The sequence below is a fragment of the Pseudomonas sp. NFR02 genome (assembly GCF_900119375.1).
Taxonomy (GTDB): Bacteria; Pseudomonadota; Gammaproteobacteria; order Pseudomonadales; family Pseudomonadaceae; genus Aquipseudomonas; species Aquipseudomonas paracarnis.
In genome coordinates, this window is the sequence record NZ_FPJJ01000004.1 from 20,957 (window position 1) to 43,805 (window position 22,849).

The window sequence follows — 22,849 nt, forward strand, 5'->3', positions numbered from 1 at the left end:
CAAGCCAGCTCCCACAGTGGGTCGGTGTTAACCGGCGATAACGCGGTTCTTGCCCTGGCGCTTGGCCTCGTACATCGCCGCATCCGCTCGCGCAAACAGGCTGTCGAGGGTGGAGTCATCTTCGCGCAGGCCGGCTAGGCCTTGGCTGACGGTCACATTGAATTCATGCCCTTCGTAGCTGAACACCAATGCCTGGATTTCCTTGCCCAACCGCTCGGCAACCTGCAGGGCCATCTCCGGTGGGCAACCCGGCAGCACAGCAGCAAATTCTTCGCCACCAACGCGCCCGAACAGGTCGCCACGGCGCAATACCCCGCGACCACTCTCAGCGATGCGCCGCAGCACCTGGTCGCCCTCCAGGTGGCCGTAGGTGTCGTTGATGTCTTTGAAATCATCGATGTCCAGCAACAGGAACGCCAGCGGCGTGCCCTGCGCGCAGGCATTGTCGAACGCCTGGTTGGCGAGTTCGAAGAAGTGTCGCCGGTTGCTGCTTTGGGTCAGTACGTCGGTGGTGGCGAGGCGATGCAGTTCCAGCTCAAGTTGCTTCTTTTCGGTGATGTCTTCGGCGATGCCCACCACGATCAGCGCTTCACCGGGCACCACCTGCTGGTTGATGTAGCACTTGTCGCTCAACCAGCGGATCTGCCCGTCAGCGGTGATGATGCGGTACTCGCGGTCCTCCACGGCGCCCTGTTCCAGCACACGGGCCAGGCTGTGTTCGGCGTAGTCGAGGTCTTCGGGGTGGACGCTGTTGCGCCATTCGCGGTGGTCGGCCAGCAGCAGGCCGGCAGAGCGGCCAAACAGGCGCTCGTACGCCGGGCTCACATACAGCACGCGGCGTGTTTCCCAGTCGATGGCCCAGAGCACGGCGTTCACGCTGACCAGCAGGGAACTGAGCAGTTGCTCACGCTCACTCAGCCGCTCGACTTCACCTTGAGCATGCATGAGCGCCAACAGGGTCGCCGCCGCGGCCGGGCGCGGCGGCTCTGCGGTGGGCACATCGGGCAGGCTGGGCTTTTCGTGAACCATCGGTACAACTCTCTCTGGGCGCGCCGCAGGTGCAAAAGCGGTCACTACAAGGGGTCACCATGATGGCGAAGTGTTCTTTGAGAGAGGGGAATTGCGGTGAAGTTCCGTGAACGGCGTGGATTGACGGTGCCCGGAAAATGACGCCAAAAAGCCAGTGCGTGGGAGGGCGAACCCTCCCACGGCGCCCTCACGCTGCTGTAGGACGCAACGAGTAAGTCTTCAACTGGTGGGCAAAATCGCGCAGGGATTGGATGCCACTGGCCTCGGCTTCATGCACCCATTCCTTGATCGCGGCCAGCATGTCGTGGCCGTTGGAACTGGTCTTGAGCCAGATCTGCTGCAGCGCCAGGCGCTTTTCGTAGATCACCGTGAGGGCATGGCTGTGTTCCAGCATGCTCTGGATGCGCAGGTGATGGCGGTCTTCCAGCAAGCTGGTTTCCCGCGACAGCAGGCGCTTGGCGCGGTGGAACTGGTGGCGTACCGAATGATCGACCTTCTCCAGCTCCTGCTTGACCAGCGGGCCAATCACCAACTTGCGGTATTGGGCCATGATCTGGAAGCGGTTGTTGAGGATCGCCATGGCGGTGTCCATGTCCAGGCTGCCCTTGCCTTCGACGCGGTGGGCGATGGGCGCTACACGCTGCACCTTGGCCAGGCGCAGGAAGCTGAACACCTTGATCCAGGCCCAGCCCAGGTCGAACTCCCACTTCTTCACCGACAGCTTGGCCGAGTTAGGGTAGGTGTGGTGGTTGTTGTGCAGCTCTTCGCCGCCGACGATGATGCCCCACGGCACCAGGTTGGTGGCGGCGTCACGGCATTCGAAGTTGCGATAGCCCACGGCATGCCCCAGGCCGTTGATCACGCCGGCGGCCCAGAACGGGATCCACATCATCTGGATCGCCCAGATAGTGATACCGATGGTGCCGAACAGCAGCAGGTCGATCACGCCCATGAGCGCCACGCCCAACAGCGGGTAGCGCGTGTAGAGATTGCGTTCGATCCAGTCGTCCGGGCAGTTTTTGCCGTAGATACGCAGGGTCTCGGGGTTTTCCGCCTCGGCGCGGTACAGCTCGGCACCTTTGCGCAGCACGGTGGACAAGCCCTTGATCACCGGGCTGTGCGGGTCATCGACGGTTTCGCATTTGGCGTGGTGCTTGCGGTGGATGGCGGTCCACTCGCGAGTGTTCTGCGCCGTGGTCAGCCACAGCCAGAAGCGGAAGAAGTGTTTAAGGCCGGCATTGAGCTCGAGCGAGCGATGGGCCGAATAACGGTGCAGATAGACAGTGACCCCAATAATGGTCACGTGGGTCATCAACAGCGTGACTGCCACCAGTTGCCAGGCGGACAGATCAAGAAAACCGTTGTACCACATAGGCTGTATGGCCCTCAGATAAAGAAAAAAACAGCACCCGCATTATCACTTCCTTTGCAGATAAAACCAGTCACCGTTTCAGATAAGACTTACAAAGTGTTTCCTCCTCTATAATCCTGATCCTTTGTAGGGCGATTCTGGTTATTTAGTAAGGATTACTAAGCATATGCTGTTTTCATACCGAGGTGCCCTACGTGCGGGGTTGGTGTACCTGCTGGTTTCCATCCTTTGGCTCCAGCTCAGCCATTACCTATTAATCAACTTTATCGATGAACCCTTGGAGCTGGGACGCTGGCTGCAAGCGCGCGGTTATGTGTGGGTCAGCCTCAGCGCCTTGCTCATTTACTGGATAGGCTGGCGTTTTGCCCGTGCCCATGCGTTGCAACAACCCCTGAAAGAGAACCGCGAGCGCCTGCGTCAGGCCGCTGCGGTGTTCGATTGCACCCGCGAAGGGGTGCTGGTCACCGATACCCAGGGGCTGATCGTGCACGTCAACCGCGCGTTTATGGAGATCACCGGCTACCAGCGCGACGACGTGATGGGCCAACGGCCAAGCCTGTTCAAGTCCGGGCGCCACTCGGCGCATTTCTACCAGCAAATGTTCCATGCCCTGCAAAGCACCGGCGAGTGGAGCGGCGAAATCTGGAATCGACGTAAAAGCGGCGAGGTGTACCCCCAGTGGCAAACCATCCGCGTGATTCACGATGACCAGGGCCAGGTCAGCCACTACGTGGCGGTGTTTTCGGACATCAGCGCCATGAAGAACTCCGAGCACGAATTGGCGCATCTGGCACACCACGACCCGCTCACCGATCTGCCCAACCGCCTGCTGTTTACCGATCGCGCCGAGCAGGCCCTGGCCTCTGCGCAGGTGCATAAGCGTGGCTGCGCCCTGCTGTTGATGGACCTGGACCACTTCAAGATCATCAACGACAGCCTCGGCCATAACGTTGGCGATCAGTTGCTCAAGTTGGTGGCCGAACGCCTCAGCGGCCTGTTTGGGCCGGGGGTTACCCTGGCGCGCCTGGGAGGCGACGAGTTTGCCGTGCTGGCCGAAAGCTGCCCGCAGGTGGTGCAAGCGGCGGCCTTGGCGCAGCGCATGCTCAACGCCATGAAGGATCCGTTCATTTTTGACGGCAACCAGCTGTTTATCAGCGCCAGTATCGGCATCAGCCTGTTCCCCAGTGACGCCCTGAGCGCCGAGCAATTGCTGCGCAACGCCGATTCCGCGTTGTTCAAGGCCAAGAGCGCCGGGCGCGAAGGCTACGCGTTGTATACCGAAGAGCTGACCGCCCACGCCCAACACCGGGTGGAAATCGCCGGCGAGCTGCGTCGCGCCCTCGACCAACATGAGCTGCGCGTGTATTACCAGCCGGTGCACGACCTGCACGACAGCCGTTTGGTCGGCGTTGAAGCATTGGTGCGCTGGCAGCACCCGGAACGCGGCCTGGTACCGCCGGGCGAGTTCATTCCTATCGCCGAGCGCACCGGGCTGATTGCCGACATCGATGCGTGGGTGATGGACCAGGCGTGCCGCCAGATGTGCCAATGGCTGGCCGACGGCGCGCCGCTGAGCTTTATCGCAATCAATGTCTCCAGCCGCCTGTTTGCCCGGCGCGAGCTGTATGAGCAAGTGGCCCAAGTGCTGCACACCACTGGGCTGGATCCGGCCTTCCTGGAGCTGGAAGTCACCGAGAGCGCAGTGATGGACGACCCGGAAGTCGCGTTGGAGCAACTGCACCGCCTGCGCGAACTGGGCCTGCGCCTGGCGATCGACGACTTTGGCACCGGCTATTCCTCGTTGCTGCGCCTCAAGCGTCTGCCGGTGCAGAAGCTCAAGATCGACCAGGGCTTTGTGGCGGGCTTACCGTGGGACGAAGACGACGCGGCGATTGTGCGCGTGGTGATCGCCCTGGCTAAAAGCATGGGCATGCAGGTGCACGCCGAAGGAATTGAGCAGGTGGAACAGGCGCGGTTCCTACTGGATCAGGAATGCGACATGGGCCAGGGGTACTGGTTTGGACGGCCGATGCCGGCTGATGAAATCGACTGGACCCGAGCACCTCTGATCCGCCAGGACTGACGCGGTCAATGTGGGAGCCGGGCTTGCCCGCGAAGGCGGTGTGTCAGTCGCTGCATGTGTTACTGCACCACCGCTTTCGCAGGCAAGCCAGCTCCCACAGGGTTCTGCGGCGACTGTGCATGAGCGTTTTTTCTGTGGAAACCCTTGCAACCCCATGCCCTATCAGAAAATTCTTTCTGGTTATATAAACATTCTTAAATAGTATTTTTAAGAATATCCGCGCTTATCTACTATCGCCCTCACGCCGCAAGCAGTGCCGCCACTGCCAGGCACTACTCATTTTCAGGAGCGAGACCATGAGCGCATCTCTACGTAGCGTTGACGGCCAGGACGAAGCAGCCATTTTGCGTGAAATCCAGAGCGCCCTGCGCGACCTGCGGTTTGGCGCGGTGGAAATCACCGTACACAACGCCCAAGTGGTACAGATCGAACGCAAGGAAAAATTCCGTCTGCAGAACCCCGGTAACAAACCGAGCTGAGCAAGAACGGCGATAGACCCGCAATTACAAGAAAAGCCAACACTCAAGAATTTCAGGAGCTTCTATGTCGTCGATTCGCCGTTATGCCTTGGCCGCATTGGCCAGTGCCGTGTTTGCCGGTTCCGCCGTTGCCAAGGACTACGAGTTGCTCAACGTCTCGTACGACCCCACCCGTGAGCTGTACCAGGATTACAACGCTGAGTTCACCAGCTTCTGGAAACAGTCCCACCCCGGCGACAACGTCAAGATCCAGCAGTCCCACGGTGGCTCGGGCAAGCAAGCACGCGCAGTGATTGACGGCCTGCGCGCCGACGTAGTGACCCTGGCCCTGGCCGGTGACATTGATGAAGTCGCCAAGCTGGGCAAGACCCTGCCGGAGAACTGGCAGACCCGCCTGCCGGACGCCAGCACCCCATACACCTCCACCATCGTGTTCCTGGTGCGCAAGGGCAACCCCAAAGGCATCAAGGACTGGGGCGACCTGATCAAGAAAGACGTGTCGGTGATCACGCCCAACCCGAAAACCTCCGGCGGTGCACGCTGGAACTTCCTCGCCGCCTGGGCCTACGGCCTCAAGGCCGGCGGCAGCGAAGCCAAGGCCCAGGAATACGTCAAAGAGCTGTTCAAGCACGTGCCGATACTGGACACCGGCGCGCGCGGTTCTACCATTACCTTCGTCAACAACGGCCAGGGTGACGTGCTGCTGGCGTGGGAAAACGAGGCGTTCCTGGCCTTGAAGGAAGACGGCGGCGCCGACAAGTTCGACATCGTCGTGCCTTCCCTGTCGATCCTGGCGGAACCGCCTGTGGCCGTTGTGGACAAGAACGCCGAGAAAAAGGGCAACACCGAGATCGCCACCGCGTACCTCAACCACCTGTACAGCCCGGCGGGCCAGGAGATTGCGGCGAAGAACTTCTACCGTCCACGGGATGAAAAAGTCGCCGCCAAATACGCCCAGCAGTTCCCGAAACTGGACCTGGTGACTATCGACAAAGACTTCGGCGGCTGGAAAACTGCCCAACCGAAATTCTTCAATGACGGTGGCGTGTTCGACCAGATCTACACGGCGCAATAAGCCAAAGTACCTGTAGGGGCCTGACTTTCTGTAGGGACTGGGCGGGTGTGGGAGCTGGCTTGCCTGCGATAGCATCACCATGGTGTGGCTGATACACCGAGGTGCCTGCATCGCGGGCAAGCCCGGCTCCCACAGAAAAGCCAGCTGCCACAGAACGCACGCTCCTACAGTGGTTTCTACCCTTTAACCAAGGACTCTTATGTCGCGTCGTATCTCCCCCGTCATACCCGGCTTCGGGCTGACGCTGGGCTACACCGTGGTGTACCTCAGCCTGATCGTACTCATCCCCCTGGCGGCGATGTTTGTACACGCCGCTCAACTCACCTGGGATCAGTTCTGGAACATCATCTCCGCGCCTCGCGTGCTGGCGGCCTTGAAGCTGAGCTTCAGTACCGCGCTGTACGCCGCACTCATCAACGGTGTGATTGGCACTTTGTTGGCCTGGGTGCTGGTGCGCTACACCTTCCCCGGGCGCAAGGTCATCGACGCGATGATCGACCTGCCGTTCGCCCTGCCCACCGCCGTCGCCGGTATCGCGCTGACGGCGCTGTACGCGCCCAACGGCCTGGTCGGCCAGTTTGCCGCCGACCTGGGTTTCAAGATCGCCTACACCCCCCTGGGTATCACCCTGGCGCTGACCTTCGTCACGTTGCCCTTCGTGGTGCGCACGGTGCAGCCGGTGCTGGCCGATATCCCCCGGGAAATCGAAGAGGCCGCCGCCTGCCTCGGCGCCAAGCCGTTGCAGGTGTTCCGCTACATCCTCGTGCCGGCATTGTTGCCCGCCTGGCTGACCGGCTTCGCCCTGGCGTTTGCCCGAGGCGTGGGTGAGTACGGGTCGGTGATCTTCATCGCTGGCAACATGCCGATGAAAACCGAAATCCTGCCATTGCTGATCATGGTCAAGCTCGACCAATACGACTACCGCGGCGCCACCTCCATTGGTGTGCTGATGCTGGTGGTGTCCTTTGTCTTGCTGCTGCTGATCAACCTGTTGCAGCGGCGCATCGAACGTCCATAAGGAGGCGCGGAACATGTCCCAATCGTCTATTTCCGCCGCGTCCTCGGCCAACGCCGCCCGGCGTGGCAGTGCGACCTCGCGACGTATCCTGATCGGCCTTGGCTGGCTGGTATTCGTCCTGTTTCTGCTGCTGCCATTGCTGGTGGTGGTGTCCCAGGGCTTGAAGAACGGCCTCGGCACGTTCTTCACGGCAATCCTTGAACCCGACGCGCTGTCGGCGCTGAAACTCACGGTGATCGCCGTGCTGATTTCGGTGCCGCTCAACCTGGTGTTCGGCGTCAGCGCCGCCTGGTGCGTGAGCAAGTACTCGTTCCGTGGCAAGAGCATCCTGGTCACGCTGATCGACCTGCCGTTCTCGGTTTCGCCGGTGATCGCAGGCCTGGTATACGTGTTGATGTTCGGCGCCCAGGGCTTCTTCGGGCCGTGGCTGCAAGAGCATGACATCCAGATCGTGTTCGCCCTGCCGGGCATCGTGCTGGCGACCATCTTCGTCACCGTGCCGTTCGTGGCCCGTGAGTTGATCCCGCTGATGCAGGAGCAGGGCACCCAGGAAGAGGAAGCCGCACGCCTGCTGGGCGCCAATGGCTGGCAGATGTTCTGGCATGTCACCGTGCCGAACATCAAGTGGGGCCTGATCTACGGCGTGGTGCTGTGTACGGCGCGGGCCATGGGCGAGTTCGGCGCGGTGTCGGTGGTGTCCGGCCACATTCGCGGCGTCACCAACACGCTGCCGCTGCATGTCGAGATTCTCTACAACGAATACAACCACGTTGCCGCGTTTGCGGTGGCCAGCCTGTTGCTGATCCTGGCGCTCTTCATCCTGCTGCTCAAGCAGTGGAGCGAGAACCGAATCAACCGCCTGCGCAACAGCGCGGGTGAGGAATAAGTCATGTCGATCGAAGTCCGTAATGTCAGCAAGAACTTCAATGCCTTCAAGGCCCTGGACAGCATCAACCTGGATATCCAGAGTGGCGAGCTGGTGGCGTTGCTGGGCCCGTCCGGCTGTGGCAAGACTACGTTGCTGCGCATCATTGCCGGCCTGGAAACTCCGGATGCCGGCAGCATCGTGTTCCATGGCGAAGACGTTTCCGGCCACGATGTGCGTGATCGCAACGTGGGCTTTGTATTCCAGCACTACGCGTTGTTTCGCCACATGACCGTGTTCGATAACGTCGCTTTCGGCCTGCGCATGAAGCCGAAAAACCAACGCCCCACCGAAAGCCAGATCGCGAGCAAGGTTCACGAGCTGCTGAACATGGTGCAGCTCGATTGGTTGTCCGACCGCTACCCGGAACAACTTTCCGGTGGCCAGCGCCAGCGTATCGCCCTGGCCCGCGCCTTGGCGGTGGAGCCCAAGGTTCTGCTGCTCGACGAGCCGTTCGGCGCCCTTGATGCCAAGGTGCGTAAAGAACTGCGCCGCTGGCTGGCGCGGCTGCACGAGGACATCAACCTGACCTCGGTCTTCGTGACCCACGACCAGGAAGAGGCCATGGAAGTCGCCGACCGTATCGTGGTGATGAACAAGGGCGTGATCGAGCAGATCGGTTCACCGGGCGACGTCTACGAAAACCCGGCCAGCGACTTTGTCTATCACTTCCTGGGGGACTCCAACCGCCTGCATTTGGGCGAAGACAAGCACCTGCTGTTCCGTCCCCACGAAGTGTCGTTGTCACGCCATGAACTGGAAGATCACCATGCGGCGCAAGTGCGGGATATTCGGCCGTTGGGCGCGACTACTCGCGTGACCTTGAAGGTCGAAGGCCAAAGCGAGTTGATCGAGGCCGAAGTGGTGAAAGACCATGACAGCCTCACCGGGTTGGCGCGGGGCGAGACCCTGTTCTTCAAACCCAAAACCTGAGCCCAACACAAAACCCCTGTGGGAGCGGGCTTGCTCGCGAATGCGGAGTGTCAGTTGATACATGCATCACTGACCCACCGCATTCGCGAGCAAGCCCGCTCCCACATTTAGACCTCGCTTGGCTTAAGACCGCGGCGCGCCACCGGCCCCGAACGCTCTTCAATCTGGCGTTTGAGCTCATGCCGCAACCCCAGCAAAAACGCCAACTCCGCCACCACAAACAACGGCCCCACGATCAGCCCCGACACATCATCCACAAACGCAGGCTTCCTGCCTTCGTAGTAATGCCCGACGAACTGAATCACCCAGCCCACCACAAACATCCCCACGCCGCTGCTCAGCCACACCGCCGTGCTTTGCGTCGCCAGCACATGCCCGGCCCACACCGACAAGCCCATCAGCACCGTCATCAACACGCCCAAGGCCAGTTCCAGGCGCAGATAAAACCACGCCGAAAACAACGCCAGCAGTACCGCAGGTGATAGCCACAGCCCGCCCACTGACCATTCGGGGCGCGACAACAGCACGGCCACCGCCACCACAATCAACGGAATACCGATGAAGTGGCTGGCGATGTTGCGTGGGTCTCGGTGGTACGCGGCGTATTGACTGAGGTGGTCGACGAGGCTTTTCATTGTTGTTCCTCCTGTAGGATGTTTGATCATGCCCTGTCAGTCGGTGCCTAACTGTCAATTGGGCGACAATCTTCGGAGTTCGCATGGACACAGGGACATGGCACGCGCAATTGGCTCGCGGTCATTGGTTCAGCCATTTGCCGCCTGACTTGCAGCGTAGCCTGCTGGAGGCGGCGCGGTTGCGTGTGCTGACGGCGGGGCAGTACCTGTTCAAGCGCGGTGACCCGCCGTGCGGCGTGTATGCGGTGCTGGAAGGCACGGTGCGCATCAGTGCGGTCAGTGCCCAAGGCAAGGAAGCGGTGTTGAGCCTGGTGGAAACGCCCTACTGGTTCGGCGAGATTTGCCTGTTCGACAACCTGCCGCGCACCCACGATGCCTTGGCCACGGGTGCTTGCAGACTGCTGCAGGTGCCGCAGGCGGCGATGCTCGGCATTCTCGAACAGCATCCGCTGTTCTGGCGGGAGATGGCACTGTTGATGAGCCATAAACTGAGGCTGTCGTTGATCAATATCGAACACATGAGCCTGATGCCCGCTTCAAAGCGCCTGGCCCATCGGCTGCTGATGATCGCCCAAGGCTACGGCGAAGTTGAGCAGGCGCGCCGCGTGCTGCAACTGCCCCAGGAGGATCTGGCGGCAATGCTGGGCCTGTCGCGCCAGACCATCAACAGTCTGCTCAAGGCGCTGGAGCAACAGGGCATTATCGGCTTGAGTTACGGCGCCATCGAGATACGCGACCTCAATGGGCTGCGGCTGGCCGCGGGCCTATGAACCGCGATAGGTGGAGAAGCCGTAAGGGCTGAGCAGCAGCGGGATGTGGTAGTGCTGGTCGGCCTGCTTGACCTGGAAAATCACCGGCACCTCGGGGAAGAACGTCTCGCGGTTCGCCTTCTTGTAGTAATCGCCGGTCTTGAACACCACGCGGTACTCGCCCGGCTGCATGCTGCGGTTGGCCGGGAACAGCTCGGCGATGCGGCCTTGCTGGTTGGTCACACCTTCAGACAGCGACTGCCATTTATCGCCCACGTGCTGTTCCAGGGTCACGTTGACACCGGCGCTTGGCAGGCCGTTTTCCAGGTTGAGTACGTGCACGCTCAGGGGGTTGCCGTCGGCCAGGGCCAGGTTGCACAGGCCGCTCAGGCTCAGTGCGGCAAGGGTCATGCTCAAGGTTTTCATCGCGAAGTCCTTTTGAGGGAAGTGGAATCAAGGGGTGATTTTCAAGCCCAGTTGCTCGGCGGCTTGTACGGCGCAGGCTTCATCCTGCGCGGCGCCACCGGCACCGGCGATGCCCAGCGCACCGACCAGTTCGGCATCGGCAAACAGCGGCACGCCGCCGCCGAGCAACAGCAGCTCGGGCACGCTGTTGAGGTTGGCGGCCTCGGGGTTATTACGCGCCCGTTCGGCAAACGGCCGGGTCGGGGTTTTTGTCGACAGCGCCGTGTACGCCTTGCGTTGGCTGGCGAGGCTGTTGTGCGGGCCGACACCGTCAGCGCGCAGGCCCAGCAACAGGTTGCCACCGCGGTCGAGTACGGTCAGCGCCGCGGTGCAGTGGGCCAGGCTGGCGTCGGCCAGTTGGCGGGCAGTGTGCAAATCCAGCTCGGCGTGGCGGGGCAGTTGTGGCGTCGCCTGGGCGACGGTGGCCACGGCGAGGCTCAGGAACAAGGCAGTGCGGTACATAGTGAGGGCTCCAGAAAGCAGGCCAACACGGTAACCAGCGGACGCGGACAAAAGCCGCACAATTGGATGACAGGTTTGTAATCAAACTCAGGAGTTTGTGGTGGTTGTACCGGCCTCATCGCAGCGATGCGGCGACCCGACAAGCCAGCTCCCACAGGAGAATGGGTCACATCATGTGGGAGCTGGCTTGCCTGCGATGAGGCCCTTACAGCAAACACCGTACAACTACTGCAACCCCTCGCGAAACTGCCCCGGCGTCATCCCCGTCCAGCGCTTGAACGCACGATTGAAACTGCTGGTATCGGCAAACCCCAGCAAATGGCTGATCTCGGCCAGTGAGCACTGCGGGTCACGCAGGTGCAATAACGCCAGGTTTTGCCGGCACTCATTGAGCAAGGCGTCGAATCGACAGCCTTCATCGGCCAGATGCCGCTGCAAGCTGCGCAGGCTCAAGTGCAGCGCTTGGGCAATACGTTCGGCGCTTGGCTCGCCGTCTGGCAATTGCGTCTCGATGGCGGCGCGCACCTTGCGTTCCCAGGTCAACGGTTGCAGTTGGGCGAGGGTGCGCTTGAGCACGGTTTCGTTGTGTTCGGCCAGCTCCGGGTTGGCGTCGTCCAGATGGCTGTCGAAATCGCTGGCGGCGAATTCCAGGCGGTCTTCGTCGGCGGCAAACCATACCGGCGCGCGAAATACCCTGTGCCACGGCTCGGGGTCGGCGGGTTCCGGGCGCCGCAGGTAAACGGCCAACGGCGCATAGTCGCGACCCAGGCGGTTGCGACAGGTGCGTACGTAGATCGCCGCAAAGGCATCAATCGCTTCCGGCGCGGGCGCGGGGCTGCCTGGAGGTTGGAGCAGGCGAAAACGGTAGATGTCGCCGTGGCGGCTCAGCTCCAGGTCCAGGGCATCACTGACCACCTGGTGATAGCGCACGATGCGCTCGAACACCTCGCGCAAGCTGCCGCTGGCCACCAATGCGTAACCCAGCGCATGAAAGGTGGTGGGGCTGACAAACCGCGACACCCGCAGCCCAATCGCCGGGTCGCCACTGGCCTGTACCGCCAGCGCCCATAGGCGCGTGGTGGCCGACAACCGGTAGCGGGCGTTGGGGTCGTCCATCTGCTGCGGGTCCAGCCCGGCTTCGGCGCACAGGGCGGCGCTGTCGAGGCCCAGGGCGTCGAGCTGCTTGCGCAGGGCACGGGTCCAGCTGGCGAGGGAAGTGGGTTCGGTCATGGCAATTGGCGCTTGTGGTCAACAGATTGGCGTGCGCGGCTAGCGTCCTGCGCTAGGGTTAGGTGCAGGATTCAGGCATCACTTCACAAGAGAATGGAAGCATGGACGGTACTTCTGCAAGCCCCCAGCCGTTGAACGCGCAACAGCGTTCGGCGCATATCCGCGAGGTCGTGATGGCCGAAGGCGTGCGCTTGCGCCAGCGGCACCCCTGGTTGTTGCATCAGGACGCGCTGGGCGCGGGCATCCTGGCCTTTGCCCTGCTGGGCATGCTCGGCTCGGCAGCGCTTTATATCAGCGGTCATATGGCCTGGTGGGTGTGTCTGCTGCTCAATGCCTTTTTCGCCTCGCTCACTCATGAGTTGGAACACGACCTGATCCACAGCATGTACTTTCGCAAGCAACGCGTGCCCCACAACCTGATGATGGGCCTGGTATGGCTGGCGCGGCCAAGCACCATCAACCCATGGATACGCCGGCACCTGCACCTCAACCATCACAAGGTCTCGGGCACCGAGGCCGACATGGAAGAGCGCGCGATCACCAATGGCGAACCCTGGGGCATCGCACGGTTGCTGATGGTGGGGGACAACATGATGTCAGCCTTGATCCGTCTGTTGCGCGCCAAGACCTGGCCGCACAGGTTCAGCATCCTCAAGCGCGTGCTGCTGGTGTACGCACCGCTGGCCTTGCTGCATTGGGGCGCGTGGTACGTCTTCCTGGGCTTTCATGCCGCCAATGGCATTGCCAGTTTGATGGGCGCGCCCATTCAGTGGTCAGCCGGTACCTTGCAGGTGATGCAGGTGATCGATATCGCTGCGGTGGTGATCATCGGCCCGAACGTGTTGCGCACCTTCTGCCTGCACTTTGTCAGCTCCAACATGCATTACTACGGCGATGTGGAACTGGGCAATGTGATTCAGCAAACCCAAGTGCTGAACCCTTGGTGGCTGTGGCCGTTGCAGGCGTTCTGCTTCAACTTCGGCAGCACCCACGGCATCCATCACTTTGTGGTCAAAGAGCCGTTCTACATCCGCCAGATGACCGCCAAGGTGGCGCACAAGGTCATGGCCGAGATGGGGGTGCGCTTCAATGATTTGGGCACCTTTGCCCGCGCCAACCGCTTCGAACGACGTGAGCAGGCACACAGCGATTTAGCTCACCTCAGCAGGCAATAAACGCCAGGGGCAAATCGCGAATCTGTTCGCGCACGGGTGGTTGGTAGTGGTCATCGCTGATCAGTTCGTGCAGCAGTTCTTCGCGCAGTTGGTGGAATTCAAAGCTGCTGCGCTGGCGTGGATGGGGCAGGGCGATGTCGACTATTTGCTTGATGCGCCCGGGCCTGGGCTCCATCACCACCACGCGGTCGGCGAGGAAAATCGCCTCTTCCACGTCATGGGTGACCAGCACCGTGGTGATTCTGGCGCGGGCGCGAATTGCCAGCAGTTCATCCTGCATCTGCTGGCGGGTCAGCGCGTCGAGGGCGCCGAAGGGTTCGTCCAGCAACAGGATGCGCGGGCTGGCCACCAGGCCGCGGGCAATCGCCACCCGTTGCGCCATGCCGCCGGAGAGTTGGTGGGGGTAGGCGCGGGTGAAGTCAGTCAGGCCCACCAGCTCGATAAAATCACCGATGCGCCGCGTGCGTTCGGCTTCGCTCAGCGGCTCGTTGACCAGGCCCAGGCCGATGTTTTGCGCCACGGTCAGCCACGGGAACAGGCGGTGCTCCTGGAACACAATACCGCGTTCGCCGCCGATCCCGCTGACGGCGTTACCATCCACCTGGATCTCGCCGCGATACTGCGTATCGAGCCCCACCAGCAGGCGCAGCAGGGTGGACTTGCCGCAACCGCTGGCGCCGACAATCGCGACGAATTCCCCTTCGGCCACCTCCAGGTTGAATTCACGGATGGCTTCCAGTTCGAAGCCATCGACGTCGAAGGACTTGCCCACGTGGTTGAAGCTGACAATTGGTGCGTTCATGCGTGTCTCCAGCGAGTGGCGCGGGTTTCGAGGCGTTGGCCGAACAGGTTGAGGGTGGCGCCGGTGAGGCCGACCAGCAGCATGCCGCTCATGATCAGGTCCATGCGCAGCAGCTGTTGGGCGCCGATCATCAGGCTGCCGATGCCGCCATTGGAGGGCATGAAGTATTCGGCGCCGAGGGTGCCCATCCACGCGTAGATCAGGCTCAGGCGCAGGCCGGCGAAAATCCCCGACGCGGCACCCGGCAGCACCAGGCGGCGCAGGCGTTGCCAGAGGTTCAGGCGCAGCACCTGCGCGGCTTCGCGCAGCTGGGGTGACAGGTTGAGCACGCTGCGCTGGGTGGCAATAAACAACGGGAAGAAGGCGGCGAGGGCGATAAACACCCACTTGGCCAACTCACCCAGGCCGAACCAGGCGGTCAACAGTGGCACCCAGGCGAAAATGGCAATCTGGCGCAACGCGGACAAGGTTGGGCCGAGCAGTCGTTCACTGCGCCGCGACAACCCCAGCCACAAGCCCACGGCAAAGCCCAGGCTGCCGCCGAGCAACAAGCCGCCCAGGGCCCGGCCCAGGCTTTTGCCCAGGGCGGTGGTCAGGCTGCCATCCAGCCCGCCGGCCAGGGTGGTTTGCAGCACGGCCCAGGGGCTGACCAGAATGTTCGGGTCTACCCAGCCCTGTTGCGACGCTGCCTGCCACAGCGCCAACAACAGCAAGGGTAACAACCAGGGCTGCAGACGTTGCCAGCCTTCATAGCGTGGCCCGCGGCGGATCTGCGCGGTGGCGGGGTGGGGCCAGTGCACCCACTTGCGATCCAGCCAGCCGATGCCGCGGTCCATCACCACACCCAGCACGCCAATGACCACGATGCACACGAAGACGATATCGAGCATGAACAACTGGCGCGCCCACACCATCAGGTAGCCGATGCCTTCGCTGGAGGCCAGCAGCTCCACGGCCAGCAGGGAGGTCCAGCCGGCGGCCAGGGCCAGGCGTACGCCGGCCATGAACGCAGGCAGTGCGGCGGGCAGGACCAGGCGGCGGATCAGCAAGTGGCCAGGCAGGCGCAGTACACGGGCGGCTTCGCGCAGGTTGGGCTGGGCGTCGCGCACGCCCACCAGGGTATGCAGGGTCACGGGCACCACGATGGCCTTGACCAGCACCACCAGCTTGAGGGTTTCGCCAATGCCGAAAAACACCATGAACAGCGGGATCCAGGCGAGGGTCGGCACTTGCGCCAACGCGCTGAACGTCGGGAACACCAAGCGCTCGGCGCGCGCACTGAAACCCAGGAACGCGCCCAGTATCGCGCCGGCACTGACACCGGCCAGCAGGCCCCAGAACAAGCGCTGCAAGCTGATCGCCAGATGGCTCCATAACTCGCCGCCGGCCAACTCCACCGCGCTGCTCCACACCAGGGCGGGAGTGGGCAGAATCTGCTCGCTCATCCAATGATTGCGGCTGGCCAGCCACCATAAGGCAAACAGCGTGAGCGGCAGCAGGCACGGCAATAAACGCTGGCCCAGCTGCGGCCAGCGCGGCGCGATGCCTTTGGGCGGGGCCGCCAGCGGCAGGCTCAGAAGTGAAATCCGGGCCATGGAAGACCTCCGAATGCGTTATGTGATTTCGATCTTACAAAAGCGCGATCAAGATGATTGTGAGATAAGAAAAGTCATTTAAAGCCTCACGCCGCCACGCATCCAATGCATTCGAAGAATATTTTCGATGCTGTTTATGCATATGCCTCTGGAGGCTGCGGCTTAGCCTGCATATTTCTAAAAGCTATTAAATTGTGAATTTATAGTATTTAAAGTTTTGTTCAGTCTGTGCCTACTTTTTGCTCCCCAGGCGACCGTCGCCCACCAGGAGCTGCGCTTATGAAACTGCCCTTTAAACGTCTGATCAGCCTGTTCGCCGGCACCGCCCTGGCCGGGTTGGTGCATGCCGCCGACCTCAAGGAAATCCGCATCGCAGTGCCCGACCTCAGTGCCGGCAGCCAGCACAGCGGCGGTGGCATCACCGACGTGTTGCGTGAACAGCAGATCTTTGAAAAAGCCTTTGCCGACCAAGGCATCAAGATCCAGTGGAATTACTTCAAGGGCGCCGGTCCGGTGATCAATGAAGCGTTCGCCAACGGCCAGGTGGACCTGGCCTATCTGGGCGACCTGGCAGCGATCATCGGCCGCTCCAATGGCCTGGATACGCGGCTGCTCAGCGCCTCTGCACGGGGAGTGAAACACTACCTCGGCGTGGTGCCGGGCTCCGGCATCAAGACCTTGCAAGACCTCAAGGGCAAGCGCGTGGCGGTGTTCCGAGGCACGGCCAGCCAGTTGTCGTTCGACAGCGCATTGGCCAGCCAGGGCTTGAGCGAGAAGGACCTTAAGGTGATCAACCTGGACTTCAACGCGGCCGCTGCCGCCCTGGCCGCCAAGCAGATTGACGCCACCTGGGGCGGGTCCACCCTGACGGCGTTGCAGGCCAAAGGTTTGGCAGAAATACCGCTGACCACCAAGGACCTGGGCGATGCCGGCAGCATCCAGGCCGTGCTGGTGGGCAGCTCCAAATTCGTCGATGAACACCCAGACGCCGTGGCCACGTTGCTCAAGGCCCAGCAGCAAGCGGTGCAGTGGTTGACCGATGACAACAACAAACAGGCGTACATCGCACTGGTGTCAGGGCTGGCCAGTTACCCGCCGGTGATCCTCACCAATGATTTGAAAGACCAGAAACTCAGCGAAGTTTTCCCCTCCACGCTGGACCCGGTGTTCCTTGGCAAATTGCAGGATGCGGTGGACTTGGCGTCCAGGGAGAAGTTGATTCGCAAGTCGTTTCAGGTGAGTGATTGGGTGGCGCCGGGGTTGGTGGCGGCTGGGCTCTGATTTTGTTGTTGCCTGTACTGCCGTCTTCGCGAGCAAGCCCGCTCCCACATTTGGAATGCATTCCAACCTGTGGGAGCGGGCTTGCTCGCGAAGGGGCCCGTCAAACCGCCACACTCACCTGCTGACTATCCACCTCCACCAACATCTCGATCATCGCCTTCGCCGCCGGCGACAACCGCGACCCCGTGCGGCTGACGATCCCGCAGCGTGCGCTCAGGGTATCCATGTGCTGCGGCAAGTTGCGCCAGTGCAGCAGCACCAGCGCCCCCCTGGCAATGTCCTCGGCAAAGGCTTCTTCAGTGCCGACGCCGATGGCATTGGTTTGCAGCACGATGCTCACCAGTGCCGGGAAGTGCTCGGTCTGGATACTCGGGGAAAAATCCATGCGCCCACTCAGGTTCGCCAGCAGTTTGCGAATGCCTTGGGAGATCAGCGGCGCCGCCAGCGGGTAATCGAACATATCGTTGGTGGACAGGCTGTCCTTGGCCAGCAAGGGGTGGCCGGGGCGGCAGAAAAACACCCCGCGTTTGGGGGTGAGTGCGCGGGTCTGGAAATTCGGGTCGGCTTCGAACTGGCGGATGTCGGCGATAAAGAATTCTATCTCTTCACGGCTCAGGCGGCGGCTGAGGGTTTCCCAGTTATCCACCTGAAACGTGGTGCGGATTTTCGGGTGGGCGTTGATAAACCGCGCCACCGCATCCGGCACCAGTTTCACGGCTGGCGCCGGGCCGCAGCCGAAGCGCAGGTCGCCGGCGTCGAGCTTGGTCATGCGCGTCACTTCACTGCTCAGCAGCGCTGCGCCATGCACCAGGCTCAGGGCGTGCTGCAACACCACCTGGCCTTCCGGCGTGGGACGCAAGTCCTTGTGGCCACGGTCTACCAGCACGCAACCAAACTCCTGTTCCAGCCCCTGGATACTGCGGCTGAACGCTGGTTGGGTGATGCCCATGGCGTCCGCGGCGCGCACGAAACTGCGGTGTTCGTTGAGGGCGATGAAGTAGCGCAGTTGGCGAAGATCCATATGCTTTCCCGGCATTTTAAAAATAGGTCGAAGGCATTTGCGACCGAGCAAGCTGAGGTTTTAAATGCAAGCTCTTATTCCGTCAACGAAGCATTCATTCATTTGCTAGACCTAAATTGCATATGGATAGAGCGTTGCTGGAAGCGTCCCCCCACCGTTTCGCAGGCACATGAGGGTCATCACAATGAGCAACGCCGCATTAGCCGTTCAACCCATCGCCCAACCACTTGATATTCACCCGGTAGCCGGGCGGATCGGCGCCGAAATCCGTGGCATCAAACTGTCCGGTGAGCTGGATGCCGCCACCGTCGAGGCCATCCAGCAGGCGCTGGTGCAGTACAAGGTGATTTTCTTTCGCGAGCAGACCCACCTCGATGACCAGAGCCAGGAAGCCTTTGCTCACCTGCTCGGCGAGCCGATCGCCCACCCGACGGTGCCGGTGCGGGACGGCACGCGGTTCCTGATGGAGTTGGATGGCACCCGTGGCCAGCGCGCCAATTCCTGGCACACCGACGTGACCTTTGTGGATGCCTACCCTAAGGCCTCGATCCTGCGTTCGGTGCTGGCGCCTGCTTCCGGCGGCGATACCGTATGGGCCAACACAGCCGCTGCCTACAACGACCTCAGCGTGGAGCTGCGCGCATTGGCTGACCACCTCTGGGCGGTGCACAGCAACGAATACGACTACGCCGCACGCAAGCCGGATGTGGCGGTGGAGAAGCTGGAGGAATACCGCAAGGTCTTCACCTCCACAGTGTATGAAACCGAACACCCGGTGGTGCGCGTGCACCCGGTCAGCGGTGAGAAAACGCTGCTGTTGGGGCACTTCGTCAAACGCCTGAAAGGCTACTCCCAGGCAGAGTCGGCGCAGTTGTTCAACCTGCTGCAAGGCCACGTCACCCGCCTGGAAAACACCGTGCGCTGGCGCTGGAACACCGGTGACGTGGCGATCTGGGATAACCGCGCCACCCAGCATTACGCGGTGGACGACTACGGCACCCAGGAGCGCATCGTGCGCCGGGTTACGCTCAAGGGGGATGTGCCGGTGGGGGTGCAGGGGCAATCAAGCAAAACCACTAAAGGTCTTTAAGCCGGGTGAGGATTAAAAAGGTGGGAGCGGGCTTGCTCCCACATTTGGATTTGTGGTGTTTACCAGACTCCGATCTTCACCACTTTCTCTGCCTCTGGCTCACCATAACGAAACCATTGCCCACGCAGTTCAACCTCCGTGTGGCTGATGGTGGTGCGCCGCTTCAAACCGCGCAGCCAGTCGAACAGATAACCCAGGTGCGTCTCGCGCACCTCGGCATAGGCAGGATCGCTGCCCAGGTCGTGCAGTTCTTGCGGGTCGTTTTCCAGGTCGAACAGTTGCGGGCGAAAGCCGTCGTACGCCAGGTACTTCCAGCGCTCGCTGCGCACCATGGTCATGCGGCAACGGTCGATGGGTTGCTCCAGGCGCTCGCGAGCCGGGGCCTGGAAGGCGTAGTCGTATTCGGCAATGGCGTAGCGGCGCCAGCTGGGTTGCTCGCCCTGCAGCAATGGAATCAATGAGCGGCCTTCCAGGCGATGGTCGGCGGCGGGCAAGCCCAAGGCGTCGAGGAAGGTGGGCAGGGCGTCGATGGTTTCCACCAGGCGCTCGTCTACGGTGCCGCGGCTGATATCGGCGCTGGCACGCGGGTCGCGCACGATCAGCGGTACACCCACCGTAGGCTCCAGCAAGAATTCTTTTTCACCGAGGAAATGATCGCCGAGGAAGTCGCCGTGGTCGCTGGTGAACACGATCAGCGTGTCGTCCCAGCGGCCAGTGCTTTGCAGAAAATCGAACAGCCGCCCGAGTTGATCGTCGATCTGTTTGATCAGGCCCATGTAGGTCGGAATCACCGTGAGGCGCACCTCGTCACGGGAAAAATTCTGGCTCTCCTGGTGTTGGCGAAATGCCTGGTACACCGGGTGATCGCTGGTGTGCTCAGGTTGAATCGGCGCCTGCACATGCTCGGTACCGTACAGCGCGTGATACGGCGCCGGCGCGATGTAGGGCCAGTGCGGCTTGATATACGACAGGTGCAGGCACCAGGGCTGTTCACCTTGTTCGTCGATAAAGTCGATGGCGCGGTCGGTGGTGTAGACGGTCTCCGAATGTTCTTCGGCCACCCGTGCGGGTTTGCCGGCGTTGCGCATATGCCAGCCGCTGAGCACTTCGCCGTTCTCACCTTCGGCGGCGTTGGCCCATTCATGCCAGGGGTTGCGGCCGCTGTAGCCGTGATCGCGCAAGTATTGGGTGTAGGGCGCGGACTCGCGCTTATCCTCGAACAGCGGGCTGTCGGGGTAGATGCCGTCGTGACGCAGATACGCATCGAAACCGACCTCATTGAGTGGCTCGGCCTGGGCACTGTCGGGGTCGATCTGCAGGCGCTGCAAGGCCTCAAGGTTCGGCGTGGCGTGGGTCTTGCCCACCAGTGCGGTGCGGATGCCATGGGGGCGCAGGTAGTCGCCGATCGTTAGCTCTTCGAGCGGCAGCGGCACTGCGTTCCACGCCACCTGATGGCTACTGACATAGCGCCCGGTGTAGGCCGACATGCGCGACGGGCCGCAGATGGTGCCTTGTGTATAGGCCCGACTGAAACGCACGCCAGCGTCGGCCAGGCGGTCGATATTCGGGGTGTGCAGATGGGCATGGCCGTAGCAGGACAGGTAGTCGCGGCGCAGTTGGTCGCACATGATGTAGAGCACGTTGCGCACGGGTTTTGGTTCAGACATAGGAATTTACCGAACGGAGGACAGGTGGGTTTTTTCGCCGTTCGAGGGGCGCTCTGGCAAGTGCATTTGGGGACTGGGTTCTATGCATTGAGTGCATGGGTGTGGCTGCTGGCGTCATCGCAGGCAAGCCAGCTCCCACAGTTGAAATGCATTCCCCTGTGGGAGCTGGCTTGCCTGCGATGACGGCCTGACAGCAGACCCATATCTACCTGGCACCCCGCGATCAAATGGTGGGAGCAGGCTTACCCGGCGAAGGACCTGATGTGAGCGGCCAGTCCTGCCAGCGCTTTATCATCTGCCCTGGCCGCGTCATGGGAGGAGACATAGCCTTCATAACGCTCAAAATATTTGTCCTGGGTCGAACTGATTTTTTTGAAGGCGCTATCTTCCCCGGTCCCGTGCATCGGGAATAATTTGGCGTGCAGATGATCGACGCCATAACCCTCCAGAATCATGCCCGTTCTAGCCACGCCTTTTAGTGCTTTGTCCAAAAGCTTCGCCGTCTTTTTGGCTGCGATGACCAAGTCACACAGCACGGCGTCCGGTTCGGCAAACGCATAGCTGCCGTGATGGGTTTTGGGGATAACGACACTGAACCCCGGGGTGTTGGGAAATATGGAGAGAAAGGCCATGTGGGTCTGGTCTTCCCATAGGAGGTGGCAGGGTGCAGTACGGCGGGCAATACTGCAAAAAATACAGTCCATCAAACGCGCTTCCTCGTGCGAGTCAAAAGGTAGACCCTCTTGTATGTGATCTTTGTTATCTAACGATGACTTCACTGACGTTGCGGGCCGCTGTTCACCGCTTAGTCAGACCGCAATATTTTCCAACGCATAAACATCCTCGTCCCTCTCGTCAATCTCCTTGATCTGCTCAATCATCGCCTGCGCCAGCGGCGACAACCGATACCCTGCGCGGCTGACGATTCCGTAGCGGGTGTAGCGCTCCTCCAGGTTTTCGTCCAATCCCTCAATCTGCAAACACACCAACTCGCCCCGCGCCATGTGCAGCACATCGCTGTTGGCGCTGACGATGCCGATGGCGTCCGAGCGCAGCACCACGCCCATGAGGCTGTAGCCGTTTTCGCATTCCACATTGGGCTGGTAATCCGGCCGGCCGCTGAGGTCGACGATGACTTTGCGCAGGTTCGGCGGGCGGATGGTCACTGCCAGCGGGTAGCTCATCAGCTCGGCGGCGCTGACGCTGTTGCGTGCGGCCAGGGGATGCCCGGCGCGGCAGCAGAAGTGCCAACGGCGCGGGCGCAGGCGGTGGGTGTGGTAGTCGGGGTTGGCTTCGAAGTGGCGGGTGTCGGCGACGAAGAATTCGAACTCTTCGCTGAGCAGCCGCTTGCCCAGGCTTTGCCAGTCATCCACTTGGAACTGCACGCGGGCCTTGGGGTAGCGCCCGATAAAACTGCCGATGGCACGTGGGACTAACCCAGCTGCCGGCGCGGGGCCGCAACCGAAACGCAGTTCACCGGCTTCCAGGCCGTTGAACTGGCTGATTTCATTGGCCAGTTGTTGTGCGCCGCTGACCAGGCGCCGTGCATGCTCGAGCAGCACCTGGCCTTGCTTGGTGGGCGCCAGGTCTTTGCGGCCACGGTCGACCAGTTGGCAGCCGGCACTGTGTTCCAGGGCCTGGATGCTGCGGCTGAACGCCGACTGCGACAGGTTCACCGCCGTTGCTGCCGCGACGAAACTGCGCTGTTCGGCGAGCGCGATGAAGTGGCGAAGCTGGCGCAGGTCGATATGCATTTTTCACAT

The 22,849-nt window shown here is 61.5% G+C and carries 22 protein-coding genes; 10 read left to right on the plus strand and 12 right to left on the minus strand.

The window, feature by feature from the left end:
* Positions 1-27: 27 nt before the first annotated feature.
* A complete protein-coding gene (locus BT199_RS13555) occupies positions 28-1,029 on the minus strand; it encodes a GGDEF domain-containing protein (protein WP_032894198.1) in 1,002 nt (333 codons plus the stop codon).
* A gap of 187 nt (positions 1,030-1,216) precedes the next feature.
* On the minus strand, positions 1,217-2,401 hold the full coding sequence (desA, locus tag BT199_RS13560; protein ID WP_003187559.1) for a delta-9 fatty acid desaturase DesA: 1,185 nt from the start codon (positions 2,399-2,401) through the stop codon (positions 1,217-1,219).
* A 166-nt stretch (positions 2,402-2,567) separates the two neighbouring features.
* Between desA and dibA the strand changes: the two genes are divergently transcribed.
* From dibA to BT199_RS13595, 6 genes are all read left to right on the plus strand, one after another.
* On the plus strand, positions 2,568-4,484 hold the full coding sequence (dibA, locus tag BT199_RS13565) for a phosphodiesterase DibA (RefSeq protein ID WP_072434691.1): 1,917 nt from the start codon (positions 2,568-2,570) through the stop codon (positions 4,482-4,484).
* Positions 4,485-4,780: 296 nt separating this feature from the next.
* Complete coding sequence (gene oscA / locus BT199_RS13570) at positions 4,781-4,963, plus strand: sulfur starvation response protein OscA (RefSeq protein ID WP_003170956.1); 183 nt, start codon at positions 4,781-4,783, stop codon at positions 4,961-4,963.
* A 64-nt stretch (positions 4,964-5,027) separates the two neighbouring features.
* A complete protein-coding gene (locus BT199_RS13575; protein ID WP_014716420.1) occupies positions 5,028-6,038 on the plus strand; it encodes a sulfate ABC transporter substrate-binding protein in 1,011 nt (336 codons plus the stop codon).
* A 199-nt stretch (positions 6,039-6,237) separates the two neighbouring features.
* A complete protein-coding gene (gene cysT / locus BT199_RS13585) occupies positions 6,238-7,056 on the plus strand; it encodes a sulfate ABC transporter permease subunit CysT (RefSeq protein WP_003187564.1) in 819 nt (272 codons plus the stop codon).
* 13 nt (positions 7,057-7,069) lie between these two features.
* A complete protein-coding gene (gene cysW / locus BT199_RS13590; RefSeq protein WP_014716421.1) occupies positions 7,070-7,942 on the plus strand; it encodes a sulfate ABC transporter permease subunit CysW in 873 nt (290 codons plus the stop codon).
* Positions 7,943-7,945: 3 nt separating this feature from the next.
* Entirely contained in the window at positions 7,946-8,914 is a 969-nt protein-coding gene (locus BT199_RS13595) for a sulfate/molybdate ABC transporter ATP-binding protein (RefSeq protein WP_072434693.1), read from the plus strand.
* A gap of 107 nt (positions 8,915-9,021) precedes the next feature.
* Here the strand turns inward: BT199_RS13595 and BT199_RS13600 are convergent, their stop codons facing one another.
* Entirely contained in the window at positions 9,022-9,549 is a 528-nt protein-coding gene (locus BT199_RS13600; RefSeq protein ID WP_072434694.1) for an Mpo1 family 2-hydroxy fatty acid dioxygenase, read from the minus strand.
* An 83-nt stretch (positions 9,550-9,632) separates the two neighbouring features.
* Between BT199_RS13600 and BT199_RS13605 the strand changes: the two genes are divergently transcribed.
* Positions 9,633-10,319 (plus strand): Crp/Fnr family transcriptional regulator, encoded by a 687-nt coding sequence (locus tag BT199_RS13605; RefSeq protein WP_072434695.1) that lies wholly within the window; start codon positions 9,633-9,635, stop codon positions 10,317-10,319.
* On the opposite strand, the gene uraH is transcribed toward BT199_RS13605, so the two are convergent.
* The 3 genes from uraH to BT199_RS13620 form a co-directional block, all read right to left on the minus strand.
* Positions 10,314-10,724 (minus strand): hydroxyisourate hydrolase, encoded by a 411-nt coding sequence (gene uraH, locus BT199_RS13610; RefSeq protein ID WP_014716425.1) that lies wholly within the window; start codon positions 10,722-10,724, stop codon positions 10,314-10,316. The genes BT199_RS13605 and uraH overlap by 6 nt on opposite strands.
* A gap of 27 nt (positions 10,725-10,751) precedes the next feature.
* The gene (locus BT199_RS13615; RefSeq protein WP_072434696.1) at positions 10,752-11,225 is read right to left on the minus strand and encodes a GlcG/HbpS family heme-binding protein; all 474 of its coding nucleotides are present in this window, start codon (positions 11,223-11,225) and stop codon (positions 10,752-10,754) included.
* 225 nt (positions 11,226-11,450) lie between these two features.
* A complete protein-coding gene (locus BT199_RS13620; protein ID WP_072434697.1) occupies positions 11,451-12,455 on the minus strand; it encodes an AraC family transcriptional regulator in 1,005 nt (334 codons plus the stop codon).
* Between the two features lie 101 nt (positions 12,456-12,556).
* Here BT199_RS13620 and BT199_RS13625 point away from each other — a divergent pair, with 101 nt between their 5' ends.
* A complete protein-coding gene (locus tag BT199_RS13625; protein ID WP_072434698.1) occupies positions 12,557-13,630 on the plus strand; it encodes a fatty acid desaturase in 1,074 nt (357 codons plus the stop codon).
* Here BT199_RS13625 and BT199_RS13630 read toward each other — a convergent pair.
* Entirely contained in the window at positions 13,617-14,432 is an 816-nt protein-coding gene (locus BT199_RS13630) for an ABC transporter ATP-binding protein (protein WP_072434699.1), read from the minus strand. The genes BT199_RS13625 and BT199_RS13630 overlap by 14 nt on opposite strands.
* The gene (locus BT199_RS13635) at positions 14,429-16,027 is read right to left on the minus strand and encodes an ABC transporter permease (RefSeq protein ID WP_072434700.1); all 1,599 of its coding nucleotides are present in this window, start codon (positions 16,025-16,027) and stop codon (positions 14,429-14,431) included. The genes BT199_RS13630 and BT199_RS13635 overlap by 4 nt, the downstream gene beginning before the upstream one ends.
* 279 nt (positions 16,028-16,306) lie before the next feature.
* Between BT199_RS13635 and BT199_RS13640 the strand changes: the two genes are divergently transcribed.
* Positions 16,307-17,308, plus strand: coding sequence for an ABC transporter substrate-binding protein (locus BT199_RS13640; RefSeq protein WP_020302215.1), 1,002 nt, complete (start codon positions 16,307-16,309; stop codon positions 17,306-17,308).
* Positions 17,309-17,408: 100 nt separating this feature from the next.
* Here the strand turns inward: BT199_RS13640 and BT199_RS13645 are convergent, their stop codons facing one another.
* A complete protein-coding gene (locus BT199_RS13645; protein ID WP_054896683.1) occupies positions 17,409-18,329 on the minus strand; it encodes a LysR family transcriptional regulator in 921 nt (306 codons plus the stop codon).
* A gap of 184 nt (positions 18,330-18,513) precedes the next feature.
* On the opposite strand from BT199_RS13645, the gene BT199_RS13650 reads away from it, so the two are divergent.
* A complete protein-coding gene (locus BT199_RS13650; RefSeq protein ID WP_072434701.1) occupies positions 18,514-19,419 on the plus strand; it encodes a TauD/TfdA dioxygenase family protein in 906 nt (301 codons plus the stop codon).
* 59 nt (positions 19,420-19,478) lie between these two features.
* Here the strand turns inward: BT199_RS13650 and BT199_RS13655 are convergent, their stop codons facing one another.
* The 3 genes from BT199_RS13655 to BT199_RS13665 form a co-directional block, all read right to left on the minus strand.
* The gene (locus tag BT199_RS13655) at positions 19,479-21,086 is read right to left on the minus strand and encodes an alkaline phosphatase family protein (protein ID WP_072434702.1); all 1,608 of its coding nucleotides are present in this window, start codon (positions 21,084-21,086) and stop codon (positions 19,479-19,481) included.
* A 242-nt stretch (positions 21,087-21,328) separates the two neighbouring features.
* The gene (locus BT199_RS13660; RefSeq protein ID WP_019819891.1) at positions 21,329-21,790 is read right to left on the minus strand and encodes an HIT family protein; all 462 of its coding nucleotides are present in this window, start codon (positions 21,788-21,790) and stop codon (positions 21,329-21,331) included.
* Between the two features lie 105 nt (positions 21,791-21,895).
* Positions 21,896-22,840 (minus strand): LysR family transcriptional regulator, encoded by a 945-nt coding sequence (locus BT199_RS13665; RefSeq protein ID WP_032901761.1) that lies wholly within the window; start codon positions 22,838-22,840, stop codon positions 21,896-21,898.
* Between the last annotated feature and the right edge of the window lie 9 nt (positions 22,841-22,849).

What these genes read in the sequence shown, in the direction of transcription:
- BT199_RS13635 (WP_072434700.1), bottom strand. Translation starts at nt 16,027, where the DNA reads ATGGCCCGGATTTCACTTCTGAGCCTGCCGCTGGCGGCCCCGCCCAAA.
- BT199_RS13655 (WP_072434702.1), bottom strand. Translation starts at nt 21,086, where the DNA reads ATGTCTGAACCAAAACCCGTGCGCAACGTGCTCTACATCATGTGCGAC.
- BT199_RS13640 (WP_020302215.1), top strand. Translation starts at nt 16,307, where the DNA reads ATGAAACTGCCCTTTAAACGTCTGATCAGCCTGTTCGCCGGCACCGCC.
- BT199_RS13620 (WP_072434697.1), bottom strand. Translation starts at nt 12,455, where the DNA reads ATGACCGAACCCACTTCCCTCGCCAGCTGGACCCGTGCCCTGCGCAAG.
- BT199_RS13605 (WP_072434695.1), top strand. Translation starts at nt 9,633, where the DNA reads ATGGACACAGGGACATGGCACGCGCAATTGGCTCGCGGTCATTGGTTC.
- BT199_RS13645 (WP_054896683.1), bottom strand. Translation starts at nt 18,329, where the DNA reads ATGGATCTTCGCCAACTGCGCTACTTCATCGCCCTCAACGAACACCGC.
- BT199_RS13625 (WP_072434698.1), top strand. Translation starts at nt 12,557, where the DNA reads ATGGACGGTACTTCTGCAAGCCCCCAGCCGTTGAACGCGCAACAGCGT.
- BT199_RS13575 (WP_014716420.1), top strand. Translation starts at nt 5,028, where the DNA reads ATGTCGTCGATTCGCCGTTATGCCTTGGCCGCATTGGCCAGTGCCGTG.
- oscA (WP_003170956.1), top strand. Translation starts at nt 4,781, where the DNA reads ATGAGCGCATCTCTACGTAGCGTTGACGGCCAGGACGAAGCAGCCATT.
- BT199_RS13630 (WP_072434699.1), bottom strand. Translation starts at nt 14,432, where the DNA reads ATGAACGCACCAATTGTCAGCTTCAACCACGTGGGCAAGTCCTTCGAC.
- BT199_RS13555 (WP_032894198.1), bottom strand. Translation starts at nt 1,029, where the DNA reads ATGGTTCACGAAAAGCCCAGCCTGCCCGATGTGCCCACCGCAGAGCCG.
- desA (WP_003187559.1), bottom strand. Translation starts at nt 2,401, where the DNA reads ATGTGGTACAACGGTTTTCTTGATCTGTCCGCCTGGCAACTGGTGGCA.
- cysT (WP_003187564.1), top strand. Translation starts at nt 6,238, where the DNA reads ATGTCGCGTCGTATCTCCCCCGTCATACCCGGCTTCGGGCTGACGCTG.
- BT199_RS13595 (WP_072434693.1), top strand. Translation starts at nt 7,946, where the DNA reads ATGTCGATCGAAGTCCGTAATGTCAGCAAGAACTTCAATGCCTTCAAG.
- BT199_RS13660 (WP_019819891.1), bottom strand. Translation starts at nt 21,790, where the DNA reads ATGGACTGTATTTTTTGCAGTATTGCCCGCCGTACTGCACCCTGCCAC.
- BT199_RS13615 (WP_072434696.1), bottom strand. Translation starts at nt 11,225, where the DNA reads ATGTACCGCACTGCCTTGTTCCTGAGCCTCGCCGTGGCCACCGTCGCC.
- BT199_RS13665 (WP_032901761.1), bottom strand. Translation starts at nt 22,840, where the DNA reads ATGCATATCGACCTGCGCCAGCTTCGCCACTTCATCGCGCTCGCCGAA.
- BT199_RS13650 (WP_072434701.1), top strand. Translation starts at nt 18,514, where the DNA reads ATGAGCAACGCCGCATTAGCCGTTCAACCCATCGCCCAACCACTTGAT.
- uraH (WP_014716425.1), bottom strand. Translation starts at nt 10,724, where the DNA reads ATGAAAACCTTGAGCATGACCCTTGCCGCACTGAGCCTGAGCGGCCTG.
- cysW (WP_014716421.1), top strand. Translation starts at nt 7,070, where the DNA reads ATGTCCCAATCGTCTATTTCCGCCGCGTCCTCGGCCAACGCCGCCCGG.
- BT199_RS13600 (WP_072434694.1), bottom strand. Translation starts at nt 9,549, where the DNA reads ATGAAAAGCCTCGTCGACCACCTCAGTCAATACGCCGCGTACCACCGA.
- dibA (WP_072434691.1), top strand. Translation starts at nt 2,568, where the DNA reads ATGCTGTTTTCATACCGAGGTGCCCTACGTGCGGGGTTGGTGTACCTG.